The organism is Candidatus Neomarinimicrobiota bacterium (assembly GCA_021734025.1).
Classification (GTDB): domain Bacteria; phylum Fidelibacterota; class JAANXI01; order JAANXI01; family JAANXI01; genus JAANXI01.
Genome location: JAIPJS010000027.1, coordinates 1 through 22,784 on the forward strand (window position 1 = coordinate 1; position 22,784 = coordinate 22,784).

The window sequence follows — 22,784 nt, forward strand, 5'->3', positions numbered from 1 at the left end:
CAAACAGGAACTGCGGCGCTGGGTGAATTGGTATAACTTGGTGAAACCGCATAAAGGCCTCGAGGGGAAGACGCCGATGGAGCAATTAATCGACTATTTTTACCCAGACGATCTGTAAATAACGCGAATATATCTAACATATAACACTGAAAAATGACTGAAGAAAACCAACCAACACAAGAAGGTTTACAGGCCGGTTACGAACAGAGCGACGTCAATATTCCGCGTATTTTGACGATTGTCGCCGGGATTGCCATCTTTCTGGCAGTCGCGTTCGTGGTGATGAACAGCGTCTTCATCCAAAGTAAGGAGAATCTGTATTACGAGCAGGTGCTGAAGCCGGGCTCGAAGAAGTTGCAGCAGCTGCACCAGCGGGAGGCGGAGATGCTCCACTCGTACGCGGTGGTGGATAGCGCGAATAATGTGTATAGGATTCCGATTGAACGGGCCATGAAGCTGGAGGCGGATGAGGCGTTTCAGCGGCGGAAACAATCTATGGGAAACAACTGACGGGAAAATCAGTACGCCTTACGATATGAATAGAATAACTCAAAATTTCAGAGACCAAACCGGGAGGAGGTCAAGAATGTTGAATCGACCGATAACTCTCGCACTTGTGATGATTGGAATACTGTCTCTGGCGATTGCGGATCCCGTTTCGGCACAAATTTCGGCAAAGAATCCGCAGGAGCTCCAGAAGATAGACGTAGACGAACATCTCGGGGAAACGATTCCACTGGATCTTGAATTTACCGATCACAACGGTAATACTGTTACGCTGGAAAAATACTTCCGGAAGGATAAGCCTGTATTATTGACGCTGGCATATTACGAATGTCCCATGCTCTGCACCCTGGTATTGAATGGTATTAGCAAGACCGTAGACAGTCTCTCATGGACGCCGGGGAAAGATTATCAGATTGTGACGGTGAGTATCGATCCGCGGGAGACGGCGGAGCTGGCCAAGGCGAAACACGATCTCTATCTGGAGCAGCTGGATAAGCAGGTGAGCGGTGATGACTGGGCATTTCTGGTGGGTGAAGAGAGTCAATCCAAAAAGCTGGCCGACGCCCTTGGATTCAATTATTACTACGTGGAAGACAAGGATATTTACGCCCATCCGGCCGTGTCATACGTGCTGACTGAAAAAGGCAAAATCTCCCGCTATCTCTATGGCATTAATTTTAAGAAAAAGAATCTCCGGTTGGCACTCACTGAGGGATCGGAAGGCGAAGTCGGCACGATTACGGATAAGGTTTTGCTGTACTGTTACCAGTACAACCCCGACGCAGATGGGTATGTCCTGGTGGCCGAAAACGTGATGAAGCTTGGCGGAGCGCTGACGGTCGTGATTCTCGGCTCGGTGCTCGGCGTCTTCTGGTGGCGGGAAAAGCACAAGGATCCGCAGGAGTATAGAGAACAGGAAGTTGTAAGAGAAGAGGTACAGGAAAAGGTGTAAATGGACACAACCGGAACATTTTGGATGCCGCAGGGATCGTCGACCATTGCCGGCGAAGTGGACGCCCTGTTTTACTTTATCCTGTGGGCCTCGGTCTTTTTCTTCCTGCTGGTGGTCGGACTTTCCATCTATTTCATCATGAAGTACCGACGCCGCGAGGGCAGAGAGGAAGCCACCTCGCACATCGATTACAACATTAAGCTCGAGGCCATCTGGACGATCATCCCGATTATCCTGGTGGTCATCGTCTTCGTCTGGGGATTTAAAACCTACATGAAGATGCAGATTGTCCCCAGAGATGCCATCGAAATTAAGGTCACCGGGCGCCAGTGGATGTGGCTGTTCGATTATCCCAATGGGTCAAATAGTATTAATGAACTCGTGGTACCGGTGGATCAGCCGGTAAAACTGACGCTCTCGTCGGAGGATGTGATTCACAGCTTTTACATCCCGCAATTCCGGATTAAGCAGGACGTGCTGCCCAGCAGATATACCATTGCCTGGTTCGAGGCGACCAACACGGGCGAATACGATCTCTACTGTGCAGAGTTCTGTGGCAAGGGCCACTCCGAAATGCTCGCAACCGTCCGGGTCGTGTCGCAGGAACAGTACGCTTCGTTCCTGGAAGGCGCCGGCGTTGAAGGCGGCGAAGGGATGTCGCTGGAGCAGGTCGGGAAGCAGGTCTATACCAGCCGGGCGTGCAACACCTGTCATTCCATCGATGGGAGTCCCAACGTAGGCCCGACATTTCAAAACGCTTACGGTCATGAGGTACAACTGCAAGACGGGTCAACAGTGACTGTTGACGAAAACTATATCAGGGAATCGATTCTGGAGCCGAAGGCAAAAGTGGTAGAGGGATTCCAGCCGGTGATGCCCACGTTCCAGGGACTGGTAAGCGAGCGTCAGATCGATGGGATTATTGCTTATCTGAAATCGTTAAGTGAAGTTGAAGATATGAGTGAAGCCTCAGAAGAAGAGCAAACAGAATGAGCACTGCAACCACAGCAGAGAATACACAGGAAAAAGTAAATTATCTGAACGTAGCCAGGGGGATTAAATCCTGGCTGTTCACGATGGATCACAAGCGGATCGGGATTCTGTATCTCTTTTCGGTGATGGCCATGTTCCTGTTCGGCGGGATATTAGCGCTTTCGATTCGGTTGGAGCTGCTCAGTCCCGGCGCGGATATGATGACGGCTGATACCTACAATCAGGTTTTCACCCTCCACGGCGCCATCATGATCTTCTTGTTTATCATCCCATCGGTGCCGGCGATTCTGGGCAACTTTGCTCTACCGATTCAAATTGGCGCCAAAGATGTGGCGTTCCCGCGGCTGAATCTCGCCAGCTGGTACGTATATATTGCTGGTGCGGCGCTGGCCATCTATGCCATTATTGCGGGTTCTGTGGACACAGGCTGGACGTTCTATACGCCGTATAGTACACAGGCGAGTGGTGCTGTCATCACCATGGTACTGGCCGTTTTTATCCTGGGATTCTCATCGATATTTACGGGAATCAACTTTATCGCAACCATCCATAAACTCCGGGCGCCGGGGATGACCTGGTACAAGATGCCGCTGTTCGTCTGGGGACTCTATGCCACGGGAATTATCCAGGTGTTGGCCACGCCGGTGCTGGGAATTACGTTAGTGCTGCTCATCCTGGAACGGGCGTTCGGAATCGGGATCTTTGATCCTGCCATGGGCGGAGATCCGGTACTGTTCCAGCACTTCTTCTGGTTCTACTCGCATCCGGCGGTCTACATTATGATTCTTCCGGGGATGGGCGTGATCAGCGAACTGATTTCAACTTTTTCCCATCGGAAAATTTTCGGATACAAAGCTATCGCGTATTCCAGTGTGGCCATCGCCTTTCTGAGCTTCGGCGTGTGGGGGCACCACATGTTCGTGAGTGGGCAGTCGCAGTATGCCACGCTGATATTTTCTTTTCTGACCTTCCTGGTGGCAATTCCATCGGGCGTCAAGATGTTCAACTGGGTGAGTACCATGTATAAAGGGTCGCTCACCTTCGAGACGCCTATGCTGTTTACGTTGACCTTTTTCTTTACGTTCGCCATTGGCGGTTTGACGGGAATCTTCCTCGGGGCCACTGCGACCGATGTGCATCTCACGGATACCTATTTTATCGTGGCGCACTTCCATTATGTGATGATGGGTGGAACGATTATGGCCTTCTTTGGCGGCCTCTACTACTGGTGGCCAAAAATCTGGGGCCGGATGTACAACGAGGCTTGGGGACAGATTTCCGCACTCCTGGTTTTCCTGGGATTCAACCTTACGTTTTTCCCGCAGTTTATTGCAGGAACTCAGGGCATGCCGCGGCGCTACTTCCTGTACCCGGATAAATATCAGATGCTGAATGTGGTGTCGACCACCGGCTCATGGATTCTGGCGCTCGGCCTGGTGGTCATGGCTGTGGTACTGATCCATGCGATGAAATGGGGGCGCAAAGCCGGGAAGAATCCCTGGGGCGCGCTGACGCTGGAATGGATGATCGATTCACCGCCGCCACCGCACAATTTTGAGGAGACGCCAAAGATAGAGCACGGCCCGTACGATCACGATAAGGTGCTGGTCAAACCAGATAAATACAGCGGGGAAGCATGAGTCACGGAGGCGACAGACCGGCATTTCTGCAGCATCACTTCAGTGATGCGGAGCAGCAGCGCGAGTCAGCCAAGCTCGGCATGTGGATCTTTCTGCTGACGGAGATACTGCTGTTCGGCGGACTGTTCGGATTCTACGTGTTCTTCCGCGCCTGGAATCCGGAGATGTTTATTAATGCACACGAGCACTTAAATCGTGTCCTCGGTGGTATAAATACAGTCGTACTGATTGTGAGTTCGCTGACGATTGCCCTGGCCATCCGCAGCATCCAGCTGAACGAAAAAAAGAAAACCATGTGGTTCCTGGCTACAACGATTCTCCTGGCTGTGGTCTTCCTGGTCATCAAATATTTCGAATACGAGCATAAGTTTCATCTGGGACAGCTGCCGGGACAGTTTTACACGTACACCGGAATCGAAGGGACGAACCCACACATCTTTTTCAGCGTCTATTTTGCCATGACCGGATTGCACGGGCTCCACGTTATCTTTGGAATCCTGGCAATCGGTTGGGTGCTTTGGCGCACCAAGAAGGGCGAGTTTTCGGCCGAATATCATACGCCGGTGGAGATGGTCGGACTCTACTGGCACCTGGTGGACATCATCTGGATCTTCCTGTTCCCGTTACTTTATCTCATAGGATAGCGATATGACTTCGGATAAATCACACGATACGCACATACTCCCGCTGAAGGTCTATCTCGGTGTTGCCGCAGCGCTGCTGTTCCTGACCGCCGTGACCGTCGCGGTCTCCTATGTGGATTTCGGGCCGTTTAACATGGTCATCGCCATGGGGATTGCTGCGACCAAAGCAACACTCGTCGCTTTGATCTTTATGCACCTGTTCTATGATGATAAGTTGTATCTTACCATCTTCATCATGTCGATCCTGATGCTGGCTATTTTTATCGTGATTACGCTGTTTGACACGCTGCGTCGTGGAGATATTTACGAGCAGGTCGGAAAGCCGTATAAGCAGGACGCGCAGATCTACCAAACCGCCCCGGCCGATTCCGGTGCTGCCGGGCACGGTGTTGAGGCGGCGGGTGATACAACTGTGAGTGATTCCGGGAGTTCGCACTCCGAAAATTCCGGGCATTAATTCACCGCATTATTTCTGATGCTTTTCCAGTATAAATTTCTTCTTTTCTTTGCCCGTTTTTTCTTGATAAAAAACGGGCAGAAAAAATCAAGGAAACTCAGAACTCGCACTCCTATAAATGGGCATGGTCTTTTATAACATTGGATTATAGGAAGTATTAACTCATGCAATTTCTACTAGGGTGCTCAGACACTGAGTTTCCGAATAAAACCACAAGAAAACATTTACTAATGGCCTCCAAGATAATTTTGCTCTATCGGCCAATGGTTGGAGGTAGCCAAAACCAGCCTGTTTGAGCGAAGCGAGTTTCTGGTTTCGGCCCGGAGACCATTGCAGCCGATACCAATATTATCTTGGCAGCCTTGATTTTTTCTCCCCCTTTTGGATCAAGCCAAAAGGGGGATTATATAGGAATTTCAAATATGTTGGTACTTTTGTCAGCCCCGCTTGTATGGAACACTTGGCCATTAAAAGTACCCAAAAGGGCTTGCCCCAAAGGGATCCCCACGGGAGAAACTTAGAACTCTCCCGACCCGTCAGGATCAGACACTGAGTCTCCGGGAAATATTTAGCCCCGTAGTGGCGGTAGATGAATAGCCCCGGGCTTTAGCCCGGGGGACTGAGAGGATAAAAAATTAAGAGCCCCAACGCCCCTTACATTTTTATACGTCCCCTTTTTCCTTGATGAAAAAGGGGACAGAAAAAATCAAGGAAACTCAGAACTCGCACCTATAAATCGAACCGTGGTCTTTCATACAATACTGCGCACGGAATTTGGAGTATATAGAATTCTACTCGGGTGCTCAAACACTGAGTTTCCGTTTAAAACAAACCCGTCGATCCGGAATATTCTTATAATTGCATTGCTGTTTATTGGCCTTGTTTTCAATTTTGGGCACCGCGGGAACGAGCGATGGAAAGCGAGAACAGGCTGTTTGACCGAAGGGAGTTCCGGTTCTCGCCCAACGCGAGTGAGTTCAGCGGTCAAAATTGAAAACATCGCCAAGGCGTTTTGCTCCTTTTGCGCCAGTCAAAAGGAGGGATACCAAAAGTATTACGCAAGGTTCTACAAAAACTTTGAAGGTTGAATCACATACAGAATATTATGGAAAAATTCACTATTCAGGATGAATATTCACCTCCCGTATTGTAAAATTAGGCGATGATTATCTACACTAGGAAAGTCCAATTATGACGAACAAAATCCGCCGGTTCCGCAGAGTTGCCGTCACCTCGACCATTGCCACGTATCTGTTAATATTCGTTGGAGGATTAGTACGCGTCTCCGGCGCAGGACTCGGCTGCCCGGACTGGCCCAAGTGTTTCGGCCGCTGGATCCCGCCGACGGATGCCAGTCAGCTCCCCGCTAGCATCGATCCGGCACTTTTCAATTTTACGCTGGCATGGATCGAATACATAAACCGTCTGGTCGGCGTAGTGATAGGATTGCTCATTTTGGCAACGGCGATCCTCGCAATCAAGATTTTCCGAGACCAGAAGAAAATTTTGTATCCGTCGATGGCGGCAGCGCTATTGGTGGCTTACCAGGGATGGCAGGGGAGCCAGGTGGTGGCCTCCGCGTTGGAACCGTTCATGATTACAATCCACATGGTAGTGGCGTTTGTTATCGTGAGTCTGATGATTTACGTGAGCCAGCAGGCGTACTACCTGGAGAACCCGGACGCCGAAGCCCAATCGAAATATCCGGAAGGTGCGCATAACTGGATAGCATGGCTGTGGAGCGCCGCCATCCTGCAAATCATCCTTGGGACGCAGGTGCGTTCAGCCATCGCCCACGCCGCGAATCGGTTTCCGCTGATGTCCGACTTTGGTCTGCTCAACCAGTCCGATCCGCTAAATTATATTCACGGATTACTCGGTGTCGCTGTTGCCGGTGCCACCTGGTTCGTGGCGGACAGGCTCCGCAAGGGAAGCGAGAATCCGTCGCCTCTCGTGGGTTACGGCTGGAAGATTATGGTAATCCTCGTATCGGCACAGATTGTCATCGGCGGAATTCTCATTGGATTTGGGCTCCCGGATCTGTTACAGCTCTACCATCTCTGGACAGCCAGCCTGTTTGTCGGAGTGTTATTAATTCTGTTTTCAGCATTACGTAAAAAGGAGTATAGATATGAGCAGTAAACGTTCGTTACCTGTTGTTTTCGTCTGGGGATTCAGTATTGTGCTCATCCTCGCCATCGTAGCATGGGTGGTGATTAATCAGGCGCATCGATCCCGCGCTGATCTCCCATCGTATGGGGACATCCCGCAGTTTGAATTTGTGAACCAGGATGGTGATCCGTTTGGCACCGAGGAGATCATGGGCGAGATAACGGTGCTGGATTTTATCTTTACTAACTGTGAGGGCCCGTGCCCGATCATGAGTTCGAAGATGTCCCAGCTCTATACCCAGTACTCAAATGCGGAGCAGCTGCAATTTGTCTCTATCTCGGTTGATCCGGCCAGAGATACGCTGGAGGCATTGAAAGCCTACGGCAAGCGACACGGCGTGAACGATGATCGCTGGAATTTTCTCCGGGCGCCGATTGACAGCGTGCGGAAAGTCTCTATGGACGGCTTCATGCTCGGCGGCAATTTTCCTATGGGACACAGCACCAAATTCGTATTGATTGATCCGAAAGGGGAAATCCGCGGCTATTACAACAGCCTGGAGGACGCGAGTATTGAGGCGCTGAAATCGGATATTAAGGTGTTGGCGGAGCGGTTTGGATAATTTCAAGCTCCCTTTTTCCTTGATGAAAAAGGGGAAAAATCAAGGCGGTGTTGTTAATTTTGACCGCTTTTCAACTCACTTCGGGGCAGAACCAGAACTCCCTTCGGTCAGACAGCTGGTTCTGCCTGTCCTTCGTTCGTTGAAGCGGTGCCCAAAACTAACAACAAGGCCAAATAATAAAACAATAGCCTTTGAATCTTATTCAAAGCCGGTCGACTTACTGACTCAACTAGTACGAAATTTATATTCCGTTTTTTATCGGAAACTCAGTGTCTGAGCACCCGAATAAACTCTAATTAGCATGAAGTACCAAAAAATAGTCTTTTACAAAAGACTATGATTAGTACCATTATGTGCGAGTTCTGAGTTTCCTTGATTTTTTCTACCCGTTTTTTATCAAGAAAAAACGGGTAATAAAACGGCGCACGCGCCCTGTTGAGGCTTTTATTTTCTACTATTCCTCGTCCTGAGGAGACTGGGCTATTCATGCATTGGCCAATGGAGCAAATCTCGCGAATAGTCTTTTCCCGGACTTCGTGTGTGAGCACCCAAGTAGGAACTCGTTTTTTTAAAGAATCAATATTTAAGACCGTTATGAAAGACCATCATCCTTAATGAGAAGTGCGAGTTCGAAATTTCTCACGTAGGGATGTATTTGACCTGGTTTTTTCTGTCCCCTTTTGCATCAAGGCACCTGCGTGGAACAATTGGACACTAAAAGGGAAATATAATTTGGAAAAAAGGACAATATTTCTCATAATTCAACGATATAAATTTCTTGATGGCGGAACGCTGAACATATGAAAACACAAATATCTTCAAAATCGATACCGCGAGTGGCCGTCCGGCAGCGATTGCAGGATTTTGTTGATCTGCTGAAGCCGGGCATTACCACGCTGGTTATGGTAACGGCGTTGGCTGGTTTTTATCTCGGCTCAGCTGGCCATGTTGATATTGCACTATTGATTCACACCGTTATCGGCACCGGACTGGTCGCCGGCGGTGGCGGCGCGTTCAACCACTGGCTGGAGCGGAACGAAGATGCCCGGATGCAGCGCACCCAAAATCGTCCCCTGCCCAGTGGACGAATGCATGTCTGGGAAGTTATCCTGTTCGGAGCGGCGACATCGCTTTTAGGGCTCGGCTATCTCTGGTTTTTTGTCAATACGATTACGACTGTGCTAGCTGTCATTTCCTGGATTTGTTATGTGCTGATTTATACTCCACTAAAAAAAGTCTCACCCATGGCAACACTGGTTGGCGCTATTCCAGGGGCCCTGCCGCCGGTTGGCGGATGGACGGCGGCCACCGGCCATATCTCATTCGAAGCGTGGATTCTCTTTGCGATTCTCTTCACCTGGCAGCTGCCGCACTTCCTGGCCATCGCCTGGATCTGCCGCAAGGATTACGCCCGCGGTGGATTTCCCATGCTGACGGTGTTGGAAAATTCGAGGCAACTCACAGGGCGCCAGATGATGATTTATTCGGCGGCGCTGTTGGTGATTAGTCTTATCCCCTCGGCGACGGGACTCACCGGTATGGTCTATTTTGTTGGCGCATTTGCTGCCGGCATTACCTTCCTTGGAATAAATATTTTTATGGCCAACGCCACAACGAATGCCAATGCCAGGAGGGCGCTCTGGGCGTCAATTATCTATTTACCGGTGGTGCTGCTGCTCATGATGGCGGACAAGATCGTTGTTTGATACGGTAGTTTTAAAGTGTTCAGGTGCTTCCCGGAAGGGACTCCTCCCGGTGTGTGTACTCAAGTTTTTCTCCACTACTTCTGAAGTCTCCTCTTATCTTTACCCGAACACCCCGAACACCCGAACACAATAACACTTCTTAATAAACACAGATGCGGTTAATATTATCCCCCCTCTTTATTACATTATAGTGCTATGAATCCAGCCCCTGTTATCCGCGTCTCTCACGTTACCCACCGATATGATACGTTAACAGCATTGGATGACGTCTCCTTTACCGTGGACAAAGGTGAAATCTACGGTCTGCTCGGACCGAACGGAGGCGGCAAGAGCACGCTATTCAAGATACTCTCCACAAATATGCTGCCGTCATCCGGTGAGCTCTCAATGGCAGGCATTGATCTGAAGGAAGAACCAGACGCGGCTCGTTCCCGGTTCGCAGTCATATTTCAGCATCCCAGCCTGGATGACAAGCTTTCCGTTTACGAAAATCTGCGTCACCATGGATGGTGCCACGGTCTGAGCGGTGAAAAGTTGAAGGAACAGATCAGGAGATTGCTTGAACAGCTTGGGTTATCCGATCGCAATGGCGATCGGGTGGAGGATCTGTCCGGAGGGATGCGTCGAAAGACGGAAATTGCCAAGGGATTGCTGACGAAGCCACAGATTATCTTCATGGACGAGCCGAGTACCGGACTGGATCCTGGTGCGCGGCGAAATCTTTGGGACATTATCAAAAAATTGAATCAGGAGCAAGGTATTACGTTTGTGGTAACAACCCATCTCATGGATGAGGCGGAGCACTGCGATTCCATCGGAATTCTTGACCGGGGCGAAATTGTCGTCCGGGGTAAGCCAGAACCCCTCAAGGCGGAAATCGGCAGCGAACTGGTGGAGATCCAGACGGATCAGTCAGAATCTGTCCGGGATGTACTGCATTCGGAATATGATATCGATAGTGATAGTGTGGACGGTACAATTCTGTTCGAGCGTGCCGACGGACACAGCCTGATTCCGGAGTTGATGGAAAAACTGTCCGGAAAAATCCAGGGCATTGCTGTCCGCCAGCCGACGCTGGACGATGTCTTTCTCCACTTCACCGGACACCGGTTTGAAGAGGGGGAAAATCAGTCAGGGGATGTCTCCGATGCAATATAATCAGCAACCGGGCCTCTGGATGCCGGCATTCTCTCTCTGGTGGCGGGAAATTCTGCGGTTCGTTCGTGACAGGAGCCGATTGTTCGGAGCCCTGGGGCAACCGATACTCTTCTGGTTCCTGCTGGGTGGCGGACTCGGTGGCATGTTCAAGCTCCCAGCATCCATGGGAGAGATGTCGTACTTGGTATATCTCTACCCCGGCATTCTTGCACTTATAATTCTGTTCACGGCTATCTTTTCCACTATCTCAATCATTGAAGATCGCAATTCCGGATTTCTACAATCCGTGTTGGTGGCGCCCATTCCCCGGAGCAGCATCGTTCTTGGCAAAATCGGTGGCGGAACGACCTTGGCAATGATCCAGGCGTTGCTTCTGCTGGTGGCTATCCCGTTTCTTGGAATCCACATTTCTTTGGTAAACATTCTGCTCCTCGGAGCGGCGTTGATCCTCATGGCGTTTGCACTGACCGGACTGGGCTACCTCATCGCCTGGCGGATGGACTCCACCCAGGGGTTTCATTCCATTATGAATCTGCTGCTGATTCCCATGTGGCTGCTCTCCGGAGCGTTTTTCCCGGCGGAGGGACTCCCGGCGTGGCTCTCCTGGATTATGGTAGTGAATCCGATGACCTATGGTGTGAACTTAATACACGGCATCCTGTATGCCGGAAGCGAGCCTATGATGGCGTCGTGGATTATTACCGCCATATTTGCGCTGGGGACATTTCTGGGAGCGGTGGTATTGACAAGGATACGGCAGCAGGGCGACTAATGAGTGGAGAGTTGTAATGGGTTACGAAAATCTTCCAGCGGTGAATGCGACGCTGAACGGGATCAGTACCGTACTCCTCACCGTTGGATATATTCTTATCCGGCAGGGGAAATGGCGTGCCCATAAAAAGGTAATGCTCGCGGCATTCGGGATGTCCGCGCTGTTCCTGATTTCCTATCTTATTTATCACGCTAATGCCGGTTCGACTCCGTTTCCCGGTGAAGGATGGATTCGTCCCGTCTATTTTACCATCCTGATTAGCCATATTATCCTGGCGGCTGCGATTGTCCCGATGGCACTCATCACACTTTTCAGGGCACTCCGCGAGCGATTTGACAAACATCGGAGGATCGCCCGGTGGACGCTGCCGATCTGGCTGTACGTCTCAGTCACCGGCGTGGTGATTTATGTGATGTTGTATTAACGGCAGTGTTAGAGTGTTTCTGTGTTATAGAGTTATCGTGAAGATTTGCGCTTCTCCATGGTGTGAGAAAGTTTAGATATTGGTTATAGTAGGAGAAAGCGAGGAGCAACACAACTCACCCTCTTGTTCTCCCTCTCTTCAAAGAGAGGGAGAGACGCGCCTCCAATGCTAAACGGGTTTGTTCTCCCTTCCTCTTCCGAAGAGGAAGGGACCAAGGGATGGAGTTGTGTTGTTGTCAACCGCCATTGGTGGGATTCTGCGGCAATACCAATTCTCCAAATCCCGCCAGGGATGGCTGAAATACGAAACCGCAGAATGTCCAATGTCGAAGTGTGCTCACATCATCCATATAGTGGAATTAGGAATTGAAAGTAAGGGTGTACTCTAAAAAGCACATTACCGCTTGGTAATTTAAGTTGCTAATGAAAAATAAGAAGAATATGAATAGCCCCGGCATTTATGCCGGGGTAAATAAGGGTATATAGTAAAAGAGAAGGGCTTCAGCCCTTTTTAGAGCAGACTCAAGTAAAGAATGAAGACGTGTGACGGTTGACACCGAACAACTATAACACAGTAACACTCAAACACGTTAACACTGCCGTTAATAACTGATTGATCTTGCCTGAGGCCGTCGCTACTTTTTTGATCGTGATAAATTAACTGCATAACTGGGGGATTTGATCCTTGAAAGTCAACGTAGAGACGGGCGAAAAAGATTATGAACGGGTCATGACGGTTGAAGTCCCGTGGGAAGAGATTGAAGATGAGTTTCAGGAGACCTTCCAGGAGTTTCGGAGCGAGCTGGAAATGCCCGGATTCCGCAAGGGGAAAGTTCCGAAGCAGGTGGTGAAGCAGAAACACGGGCAGCAGATTGAGTATCAGTTCGCCGCCGATGCCATCGACGATTATTACCGGAAGGCGCTGGACGAGATCGACGATGAGCCGGTGAACCGGGGCACTATTGAGGATCTGGAGTTCTCGGAAGGCCAGCCGCTGACCTTTTCCGCGCGGTTCGAGGTGGAGCCGGAAGTTGAAATTTTTGAATACAAAGACGGCTTCAAAATTGAGCATACCGCCTACGATTCCACGCCGGCCGATGTGGATCAGGCGCTGGACGATCTCCGGGAACGACACGCGGAGATGGAAGAAATCGAAGATGGTGCGGAAGAGGGACACCTCGTTCTGGTCGATCTCCAACGTGTGGAACCCGACGGCACTCCCATCATCGGACAGAAAGTGGAAGATCGATACATCAAACTTGGGGATGGTGTGTTCGGCGGCGATAATCTGGAGCGCCTCCAGGGCGCGAAAAAGGGTGACACCAGGCGCATCGTCCTCGATGAAGAAGCCACCGAAGGTGAAGTTGAGTACTATGATGCCGATATTAAGAAGGTAGAGGAGCAGAAGCTCCCGGAACTGGACGACGAGTTCGCGGAGCATGTGCAAGGCGAATCGTCAACGTACGATGAACTGCGGACGGAAATTCAGAAAAATATCCAGTCCCAGTTGGATGATGATGCCAATAACCAGCTCCAGCAGAAGATTGCGCACCAGTTCGTGACCAATTCCGAGGTGGAAGTGCCGGAGTCGATGGTTGATAACTACCTGGATATGCTCATAGAGGACGTGAAGCGTCAGCGAGAACAGGAAGGGCAGCCTCCGGAAATCGATGAGGAGGCGTTTAAGCAGAACTATCGTACCGATGCCATCTTTAATCTCAAGTGGCAGCTCATCAAAAAGCAGATAATCGAAGCAGAAGATCTGGAAGTCGAAGAGGAAGCGGTGGAAGCGCGAATCGATGAGGTGCTGGATAACTATCCCGAAGAGAATCGGGAGGCGGTAAAGAACCTGTACAAGAATCCGCAATATCGCCAGCGGATTGAGGAAGATTTACTGGACGATGTAGTAATGGATCACATCAAATCATTTGTTGAAATTGACGAAACACGAAAGACGACTACCGAAGCACGGCAGGAACAGGAAGCCCGACGGGCAGCAGAGTCCGCGGTAGATGAAGCCGGTTCGGTGGCTGAGGAGTTGAAATAAATGTACGTACCTATGGTCGTTGAGCAGACCGGGCGCTCGGAACGGGCGTATGACATCTATTCCCGTCTGCTTAAAGAGAGAATAATTTTTCTGGGATCCCCCATAAACGATAACGTATCGAGCCTGATAATCGCGCAGCTGATCTTTTTGGAAGCTGACGATCCGGAAAAGGACATCCAGATGTATATCAACACTCCCGGCGGCAGCGTGACGGCTGGCATGGGTATCTACGATACCATGCGTTACATCAAGCCGGATATCGCCACGACCTGCGTGGGGCAGGCGGCCAGTATGGGCGCCGTCCTGTTAGCCGCGGGGACCAAAGGAAAGCGGTCGGCGCTCCCTAACAGCCGGGTAATGATTCACCAGCCGTGGGGCGGTGTAGAAGGTCAGGCGAGTGATATCGAAATCCACGCCAAGGAACTCCTTGGAATGAAGAAGAAACTCAACGGTATTCTGGCGGAATTGACCGGCCAGGACGTGGACAAGGTGTCCAAAGATACCGATCGTAACTATTTTATGAGCGCTGACGAATCCATGGAATACGGATTGGTCGATAATATCCTGGAACAGCGGGAGCTCAAAACCGAGAAAGCTGAAGAATAAGGCCCAAGTGACGAATGGATTCCGATAAACCACAAGAGTCTCAAAACGAACATCAGTATTACTGCAGCTTTTGCGGACGAAGCGCTTCGGAGGTCGAAACGTTGGTCTCCGGCCCCGACGTATATATCTGTGAGCATTGCGTGCTGCATGCCATCGATATTATCAAGGATGATCTGAAGTCCACCAGCGTAAAGGGCCGCGTCGGGATGCCGACACCCCAGCAGATTAAGCAGGAGCTGGATCAGTATGTGATTGGCCAGGAAAACGCCAAACGGTCGATCTCCGTGGCGGTCTACAACCACTATAAGCGTATCCAGAACTACACGCCGTTCGACGAGGTGGAGCTGGAGAAGAGTAACATTCTGATGGTCGGCCCCACCGGGACTGGGAAGACACTCATCGCCCAGACGCTGGCGCGATTCCTGGAAGTTCCGTTCGCCATCGCGGATGCCACGGTGCTGACCGAGGCAGGTTATGTCGGGGAGGATGTGGAGAACATTCTTGTGCGGCTGTTGCAGTCTGCCGACTACGATGTCAAGAAGGCCGAGCGCGGGATTATCTACATTGACGAAGTGGACAAGATCGCCCGGAAGGACGCCAATGCTTCAATTACCAGGGATGTTTCTGGGGAGGGTGTCCAGCAGGCGCTGCTAAAGATGCTGGAGGGTACCACCGCCAGCGTACCGCCAAAAGGCGGACGGAAGCATCCGGAGCAGCACCTTATCAATATTGATACCCGGAACATCTTGTTCATCTGCGGCGGCGCATTTGACCATCTGGACGATATTGTCCGGCGACGCATCGGGAAGAAGTCCATGGGCTTTGACGTGGATATGGAAAACCCGGGACAGATTGAAATCTCCGAATTGCTGGCCAATGTGGAACCGGCGGATCTGCTTCAGTACGGTTTTATCCCGGAATTGGTCGGACGTCTGCCCATCGTGGCATCTCTGGAAGAACTCAGCAAGGATGCCCTGATGACCATCCTACAGCAGCCGAAAAATGCCTTGGTCAAACAGTATAAAAAGCTGTTTGAGATGGACGGGATCGAGCTCTCCTTCGAGGAGGATGCCCTGGAAGCCATCGTGGAGAAGTCCATGAAGCGTAAAACCGGCGCACGGGCTCTGCGGTCAGTGCTGGAAAACGTGATGCTGGATATCATGTACGATCTGCCGGATCGGCAGGATGTCGGCACCTGTGTAATCACAAAAGAGGTCGTCGAAGGGAAGGCTACACCGGAACTCATTCCAATGCGCAAGGGCGCGTAATCCACGTTTTGTTGCCAATAGTGTTAGTAAAACACCATTAGTATATCCTACAAAACGCTTGTAGTATATCTTACAAAACGCTTGACTTACGTATCCAACCCTATTAAAATCTGCGTATCTGATTGATGCTCTGATTGCGTAAAATTGCAAATAAAAATACGAACATTCGTTTGCGGATGAACTCGCAAATATTTTTATTTGTGAGTTCATTTATATTTTGTATCAAATCCATTGGGGAGGAGAAAATGAGCATTCTGAAAAAGCTCGGAACAATATTCCTGCTGTTCGCAATACCATACAGTATATTCGCCGCCAGTACCGGTAAGCTCGCCGGTACAGTTGTTGACAATGAATCTGGACAGCCGCTCCCAGGTGTAAATGTGATAATTGAAGGCACTGATCTTGGTGCGGCAACGAATGCGAAGGGTGAGTATTTTATTCTGAGAGTGCCTGTGGGCACTTATACGGTCAAAGCGCAAATTATTGGATATAAAACGGTTCGCCAGACGAATGTTCGGATCCAGGCTGATTTGACACGGACACTTGATTTTACTTTGGAAACTGAGGCGATTGCCGGGGAAGAGGTTGTAATAGAGGCAGAACGTCCCATGATTCAAAAAGATATGACCGCCAGCCGGCGCATAGTTTCCTCTGATGATATGCTCGACATGCCGGTTGAGTCCATCGAGGGGGCCGCTGGTATAGGGGCCGGAGCAGTAAACGATGGAGGAACCGTGCATTTCCGCGGTGGACGTTCCCAGGAAACTGTTTATATGGTGGACGGTGTTTCCCTCCAGGATCCGCTAACGGGAAACCCGAATGACAGTAGTATTCCGGTGCTTTCTGTGGATGAACAAACGGTGATTACCGGTGGTTTTGGTGCTGAATACGGGAACGCTCAGTCCGGTATTGTGAATGTGGTAACAAAAGAGGGATCCGATCAGTTTACCGGCCGGTTGCGTTATACCACGAGCGATTATGGCGCGTTGAATTCCAGCCTTATGTCAGGAATGACCGATCAGTATAAAAAACGGATAACCGAATTCTCGCTCGGCGGACCGATTATTCCTTCTACGCTCAACTTTTTTATTGCGGGTGAGCTGGACGACAGTAACGGACGGTTTCGGAATAATGGTTACGTCCAGAACAGCGTAAACGGAAAAATTACATTTCGTCCAACCGATAATTTAAAATTCAACCTCTCTGGTTTATATAATGTAAACGATCAAGAGGGCGGTTATAACCACGAATGGAGCCAGATCTGGACTGAAGACAAACTGCCACTATTTAGGAATAACGAACTTTTTGATGATTCCCTGGGTTGGTATGGCAACGATCAGCTGGATACTGAAGATAAAAATATGAACGGTATGTTGGATCCCGGCGAAGATCTGAACGGTAACGGCTCAATTGATTCCGAGGACATTAACCGGGATGCCAGTATAACCAGTTACGATATGTTGAAGAGGTTGCCCGTCTTTGACCAGAATTCAAACCAAATCGCCTTTAATTTCACGCATACGCTGAATGAAAAATCCTATTACGATGTGACCATCAGCCGGTACATGACAGAAAACAAGGGAAACGTACTTGAAAAGGTAAACGAGGACAGGAACTATAATGGCGTGCTGGATCCCGGTGAAGACCTGAATGGCAATGGAAAACTTGACGACGGTGAATCAGATCTGTTCCATGATAATAATCGGAATCAATTTATCGATGAATCCGAAAATAATGCCTGGGGCCAGTCAGATTGGGAATCCCAGTACAACAATTTGTTAGAATCTAATGGGGATGTGTTTACCCAAAATGGCTTGGATCCGATTACTTACCAGGAGTTTGTAAACCAGATTGGCGAAAGCCCGTCATCGGACGAGGTTTATGATTACCTGCGCGAATATGGTCTGCCGGGAAATGCTGCGACCAATAATCTTGCCAATGGTTTAAGCAAATGGTTGCCTTGGGATGCGGTCGTGAGTGCTGGAGATATCAGTAATGGATATTATTTTCCAGGGTCTAGTGGGTTTACCTATAACCGGAATAACTGGCACTACGATAAAAAAATAACGACAACCTTCCGGTTAGACTACACAAATCAGATTACAAACAACCACAAAATCGGCACCGGCCTCGAATATAAAGATTACGACCTCGTGAATTATGATGGGACAGATCGGTACGGTTACGGAGAAAATTATAACGTAACACCTGTTCAGGGTGCGTTTTATATCCAGGATAAGATGGAATTTGAAGGTATTATCGTGAATGCGGGTTTGCGGTTTGATTATTATGATCCGAAGGCAGTGGAACCGGCAGATGAAGAGGAGCCGGTCTGGAAAATTACCGACGATGATTTTGACCCGAGAACCGATTACGATAAACTTGGAGATATCAAACATCCGCAGCCGGTAGAAGCACACAGCGTGTGGAGCCCGCGACTTGGCGTTTCCCACCCGATAACGGAGCGGGATATCCTGTATTTTAATTATGGCCGGTATTTTCAGATCCCACGATTTGATTACGTTTTCCGGAATAGGAACTACAACCTGGGTGGTGGGTTTCCGATTATTGGGAATCCCTCACTGGAACCGGAAAAAACGGCTTCCTACGAAGTTGGCGTCAAGCATCAAGTATCGCGAGATATGCTCATGCAGGTAACCGGATTTTACAAAGATATTTCCGGTTTGACGGATACCCGTCCAGTGTACCACACCGTCCGCGATTGGTATTCAACCTTTATTAACCGGGATTACGGCAACGTGCGTGGAGCTGAGTTTGTGTTGTCCCGGCGTTCCGGCGGTTTATTCTCCGGCGAAATCAACTATACGTATTCCGTCGCCAAGGGGAAAAGTTCTGACTGGACCCAGGGATATCTGACCGAATGGGGGGGGGGATTGCTCCCAACAACTGAGAGTTATCTCGAATGGGATCAGACGCATACGGCAAATGCAAATATAATGATCAGGATACCCGGGGTGCAGTCCAGCAATAGTATTGTCAAACTGCTCGCCAGTGGCGAAACCCGTTCGAATATTGTTTGGTCGTACGGAAGTGGTACACGGTACACCAAGCCTGATCAGGGTCGGTTGGTTATTGAAAATACTGAGACACTACCGTGGACAATGATGACGGATCTTCGGTTAACTCATGACCTGAATACCGGCGGCCGGATTCAGCCGTCTGTTTTCCTGGTGATAAACAATCTCTTTAACAGGAAGAATATTCGTGGTCTGAGTGATACCCAATGGTATCATACGTACACCCGGACTCAGGAACAGTATGAAAATGGAGAGATTTCAGAAGAGGAATACCTGAGTGTAATGGACCAGAATGGAGACGGGGAAGCTGACCCCAATAAGGTTAATCCGGCGGGTGGCGAGTTAATGACGCCGACGGTTTATTCTGCTCCTAGAAATTATCGCCTTGGAATTTACATCAGGTTCTAAATACCTGCAATTCAGGTTGAATTATTAAGTACTATGTTCTCGCAAAGAGGAGGAAAAGTAGTGGGGAATTTTATATCCAACAAGACATGGCTTCCGTTGCTTGTTACTGTAGTGTTCCTGGGTGGTGCTACCCTGGGACTGGCGCGGGAGAAGGGCAAATCGGTGGACGAATCTGGCCTTTCGAAGCCGGCAGCTGACCGTCCCGAGCAGGCCTACTTTAACTTGACGCAGAATAACCTTTGGTCAACCGTCTCGAATTTCGGAAGTGTTGGAGATCCGAACCAGCCAACGACCGGTCGCCCGTCCATGCAGTGGCCCGGAGGGTCACAAAGCAACTACCTCTATGATGGGGGCCTGTGGGCCGGTACACGCCTCGGCGGCACAGAAGCGGTGACAACGTATTTCTATTCTCCTCATACCGAGTGGAATACAACCGTGGGCTATCCAGGTGAGTTCATCCGGGGTTTGCAGGCGCATTCGATCCAGGATAATTACGTAGTGTTTGATGATGCAAGTGATTGGCCAAACAGTAATCACATTCCACTAGGGTTACAGGTATTTCGCCGGGCATTAACTTGGAGTCTCCCGGAATACAGTGATGCGATCGTATTTGAGTATGAAATCGTGAATACTGGATTAAACGGGAACCTCGAAGACGTGTTCTTTTCCTTCTGGTATGATGTTGATGTCGCCGCGCCCAACGATGATAGTGAAGCTGCGATTGATGATCTGGTGGATTATGAGGGTTGGGATGGTAATGAAACCGATACAGACGAAGCCGATTTTGTCGACCACTGGGATCTGGACGGTGATGGTGAAACTGGTGGGTATGATGAGTACGGTGTTCCCTACAATAAGGATGAACCGCAAAACCCGAATTTCGGCACCGGTGATGGTGAACCTGATGGGTTCTTCGACGAATGGGGAATACTCTGGGATGAAGAAGGCCCAGTCATCCATTGGCAGGCGGACGCCACCACGGATGCCTATACGGCAGTAGCGGGAGATCCGGCTGTCATCAATGGAGATACGTTGACTGGTTATCTGTATCCCCGCAATTTTTCATATATCTATGATGGCGATCACCCGGCGACTTCCGGTAATGACTTTGGGGAACGCGATCTAAATATGCCCATCGACGGGTTTTTCGGCGGGCAATTAATTTATACGCCAGCTGGACCATACAATACGACAGTTGAAGATACGTTTATGCGGGCTTACTCCCACCAGTGGTGGAACTGGGAAAGCGACCCGATTGACTATGACAAGGATAAATGGGATTACATCCAGGGGCGTCATGAATCTAGCCTGGGATATAAGTTCTTGCCCAACCCGTTAATGTTGGGTTTCCCGCAGTTTGATTATCGGTTTCTGTTATCAACGGGGCCGTTTGACATCGCTGACGGCGATACGGTAAAAATCGTCTATGCTACGATTATCGGATCGGGGCTGAAGGGGGTCCGAACCACAGCGGATAGAATGGTTGAGGCGTATTATAGAGGAAGTATTAAGGGCAACCCGTATAATCCGACAGCATTTGATGAGGAGCCACATTGGGTGCTGCCAATCCCGCCGAATATTCCCAATCTTTCGTATAGCCCGGTCGATGGTGGAATTAAATTGGCCTGGGATAAAGCGGCGGAAGAATCCTTTGACCCACGGGTTGGGGCTGTGGATTTTGAAGGGTACAAGATCTACCGATCCCCGTATGAACCAGGCAGCTGGAGTTTGATCGCCGCGTTTGATAACGTAAATGAGGCGGTAAGTGTTGTGAATACAACAGGGGATACGGTTACAGATGTTCCTGTAGATTTGCCTGACATTGTAAATTCCTATATCGATACAGGGGGCGTGAACATGTGGGGTGATACAATTGACGCTCCCCTGAACGGCATTCCATATTATTACGCAGTGGCTGCCTATGACTCGGATAAGCCGGAACTAGGGGTAGCTTCTTCTCAATCACCGCTGAGTAACTATAAAACATCGGCATCAAATGCACCGATTCCGGTATATCCTGGCAAGCTGTATGAAGCTGGGGAGACAGCCAAGTCGTTGGGTTCTATAAAGGTGGTTCCCAACCCATACCGGGGAGCAGCCTTATGGGAGGAACGGTATGAGGACCGGATCCGTTTCTCAAATCTGCCACCGGTGTGCCGGATCCAGATTTTTTCACTGGTCGGGGATTTAGTCTATACCATCCAGCATGATGACGGGACAGACTTTGCCTATTGGGATTTGGTATCCCGGAATAACCAGAGTGTTGTTAGTGGCGTGTATGTGTACGCAGTTGAAACCGAAAACGACAAGCATGTTGGAAAATTCGTTGTCATGCGATAGGGCAGTGGAAAAACGATTATATCCATGAAAATGTTTGAGTTTGCAAAAACGATTTGGGAGATGCTACTAATGTTTAAAAAACGAATGCTCTCGTTTATAGCCATTGTCACCGGAGTAGTCACCTTTATTTTGATGACTGCCCCTATATCTAACGGACAAGATTTTGCCAAAGTCGGGACGTCCGGCGCCCATTTTCTTGATATCGGAATGGGGGCACGCGGTGTGGCCATGGGAGATGCCTATACAGCTGTTGGCGCGACTGATGCCTCAGCCACATTTTGGAATCCGTCGGCTCTGGCCTTTGGTGAGGGGATGAGTTTTGTCGGGACCTATGTTCAGTATATTGCCGATATTTCGTATGGAGCGGGAGCGGTTTCCTTTCCAGTGCATAATGTAGGAACCTTTGGATTGAGTTTTTCCTACCTGAATACCGGGGAGATGGAAGAAACCACCGTGTATCAACCGGAAGGTACCGGGGAAATGTTCTCCGCATCGGATGTCATGTTAGGAGTTACGTATTCCCGCGCACTTACTGATAAATTTACTTTCGGAGGGAATTTTAAATATATCCAGGAAACGCTTGCGGATTTAAAAGCCTCTGCCGTGGCATTTGACTTAAGTACGCTGTACTACACGGGTTTCCGCTCCCTGCGGCTCGGAATGCTCGTTCGGAATTTCGGACCGGATTTGGAGTTTGACGGCGATTATATTGACTATAATAACGGAACGCCACTTCCAGAAAAAGAGGGATATTCACCGTTTCATATGCCCCTGACGTTTAAAGTGGGGTTAGCTTATGATATCTTCCAGGCGAATCCGACGCATCAAATTACCCTGTCTGCAGATGCCGTCCACCCGAATGACAGTTATGAACGAATTAATCTTGGCGGCGAGTATAATTTTTTAAATACACTGGCAATTCGTGGAGGGTATATTACCAATCATGATACGGCAGGATTGACGCTGGGCCTTGGCGTAAATATAGCCAACTTCCAGGTTGATTATTCGTATTCTGATTTCGGCGTCTTAGACAACGTCAATCAGTTTACCATTGGTATGACTTACTAAATTGAGCAGCGTGCAATTACTGT

At 49.6% G+C, this 22,784-nt stretch carries 19 protein-coding genes; all 19 read left to right on the forward strand.

The features are described from left to right. Positions 1-118: integrase core domain-containing protein (locus K9N57_16870; GenBank protein ID MCF7805855.1), on the forward strand; the 118-nt coding region annotated here is incomplete at its 5' end. Between the two features lie 35 nt (positions 119-153). After that, a complete protein-coding gene (locus K9N57_16875) occupies positions 154-510 on the forward strand; it encodes a hypothetical protein (protein ID MCF7805856.1) in 357 nt (118 codons plus the stop codon). Between the two features lie 76 nt (positions 511-586). Beyond that, complete coding sequence (locus K9N57_16880) at positions 587-1,459, forward strand: SCO family protein (protein MCF7805857.1); 873 nt, start codon at positions 587-589, stop codon at positions 1,457-1,459. Next, on the forward strand, positions 1,460-2,452 hold the full coding sequence (gene coxB, locus K9N57_16885; protein ID MCF7805858.1) for a cytochrome c oxidase subunit II: 993 nt from the start codon (positions 1,460-1,462) through the stop codon (positions 2,450-2,452). Further along, the gene (gene ctaD, locus K9N57_16890) at positions 2,449-4,092 is read left to right on the forward strand and encodes a cytochrome c oxidase subunit I (protein ID MCF7805859.1); all 1,644 of its coding nucleotides are present in this window, start codon (positions 2,449-2,451) and stop codon (positions 4,090-4,092) included. Before coxB ends, ctaD begins: the two co-directional genes overlap by 4 nt. After that, positions 4,089-4,736, forward strand: a complete 648-nt coding sequence (locus K9N57_16895) for a cytochrome c oxidase subunit 3 family protein (GenBank protein MCF7805860.1) — start codon at positions 4,089-4,091, stop codon at positions 4,734-4,736. The genes ctaD and K9N57_16895 overlap by 4 nt, the downstream gene beginning before the upstream one ends. 4 nt (positions 4,737-4,740) lie before the next feature. Further along, the gene (locus K9N57_16900) at positions 4,741-5,193 is read left to right on the forward strand and encodes a cytochrome C oxidase subunit IV family protein (protein MCF7805861.1); all 453 of its coding nucleotides are present in this window, start codon (positions 4,741-4,743) and stop codon (positions 5,191-5,193) included. Positions 5,194-6,384: 1,191 nt separating this feature from the next. Then, on the forward strand, positions 6,385-7,335 hold the full coding sequence (locus K9N57_16905; GenBank protein ID MCF7805862.1) for a COX15/CtaA family protein: 951 nt from the start codon (positions 6,385-6,387) through the stop codon (positions 7,333-7,335). Further along, a complete protein-coding gene (locus K9N57_16910; GenBank protein ID MCF7805863.1) occupies positions 7,325-7,927 on the forward strand; it encodes an SCO family protein in 603 nt (200 codons plus the stop codon). Before K9N57_16905 ends, K9N57_16910 begins: the two co-directional genes overlap by 11 nt. An 800-nt stretch (positions 7,928-8,727) precedes the next feature. After that, positions 8,728-9,633, forward strand: coding sequence for a heme o synthase (gene cyoE, locus K9N57_16915; GenBank protein ID MCF7805864.1), 906 nt, complete (start codon positions 8,728-8,730; stop codon positions 9,631-9,633). Between the two features lie 195 nt (positions 9,634-9,828). Further along, a complete protein-coding gene (locus K9N57_16920) occupies positions 9,829-10,791 on the forward strand; it encodes an ABC transporter ATP-binding protein (protein ID MCF7805865.1) in 963 nt (320 codons plus the stop codon). 19 nt (positions 10,792-10,810) lie between these two features. Continuing rightward, the gene (locus tag K9N57_16925; GenBank protein ID MCF7805866.1) at positions 10,811-11,563 is read left to right on the forward strand and encodes an ABC transporter permease; all 753 of its coding nucleotides are present in this window, start codon (positions 10,811-10,813) and stop codon (positions 11,561-11,563) included. Between the two features lie 16 nt (positions 11,564-11,579). After that, complete coding sequence (locus tag K9N57_16930; GenBank protein MCF7805867.1) at positions 11,580-11,987, forward strand: DUF420 domain-containing protein; 408 nt, start codon at positions 11,580-11,582, stop codon at positions 11,985-11,987. A gap of 684 nt (positions 11,988-12,671) precedes the next feature. Beyond that, entirely contained in the window at positions 12,672-14,033 is a 1,362-nt protein-coding gene (tig, locus tag K9N57_16935; GenBank protein ID MCF7805868.1) for a trigger factor, read from the forward strand. After that, positions 14,034-14,639 carry an ATP-dependent Clp endopeptidase proteolytic subunit ClpP gene (clpP, locus tag K9N57_16940; protein MCF7805869.1) on the forward strand — a complete coding sequence of 202 codons (606 nt, stop codon included), beginning with the start codon at positions 14,034-14,036 and terminating at the stop codon, positions 14,637-14,639. Between the two features lie 14 nt (positions 14,640-14,653). Further along, positions 14,654-15,907 (forward strand): ATP-dependent Clp protease ATP-binding subunit ClpX, encoded by a 1,254-nt coding sequence (clpX, locus tag K9N57_16945; protein MCF7805870.1) that lies wholly within the window; start codon positions 14,654-14,656, stop codon positions 15,905-15,907. A gap of 245 nt (positions 15,908-16,152) precedes the next feature. Further along, complete coding sequence (locus tag K9N57_16950) at positions 16,153-19,353, forward strand: TonB-dependent receptor (protein MCF7805871.1); 3,201 nt, start codon at positions 16,153-16,155, stop codon at positions 19,351-19,353. 60 nt (positions 19,354-19,413) lie between these two features. Further along, entirely contained in the window at positions 19,414-21,693 is a 2,280-nt protein-coding gene (locus tag K9N57_16955) for a T9SS type A sorting domain-containing protein (protein ID MCF7805872.1), read from the forward strand. Between the two features lie 69 nt (positions 21,694-21,762). After that, positions 21,763-22,761: a PorV/PorQ family protein gene (locus K9N57_16960; GenBank protein ID MCF7805873.1), complete on the forward strand. Its 999-nt coding sequence runs from the start codon at positions 21,763-21,765 to the stop codon at positions 22,759-22,761. Positions 22,762-22,784 lie beyond the last annotated feature (23 nt).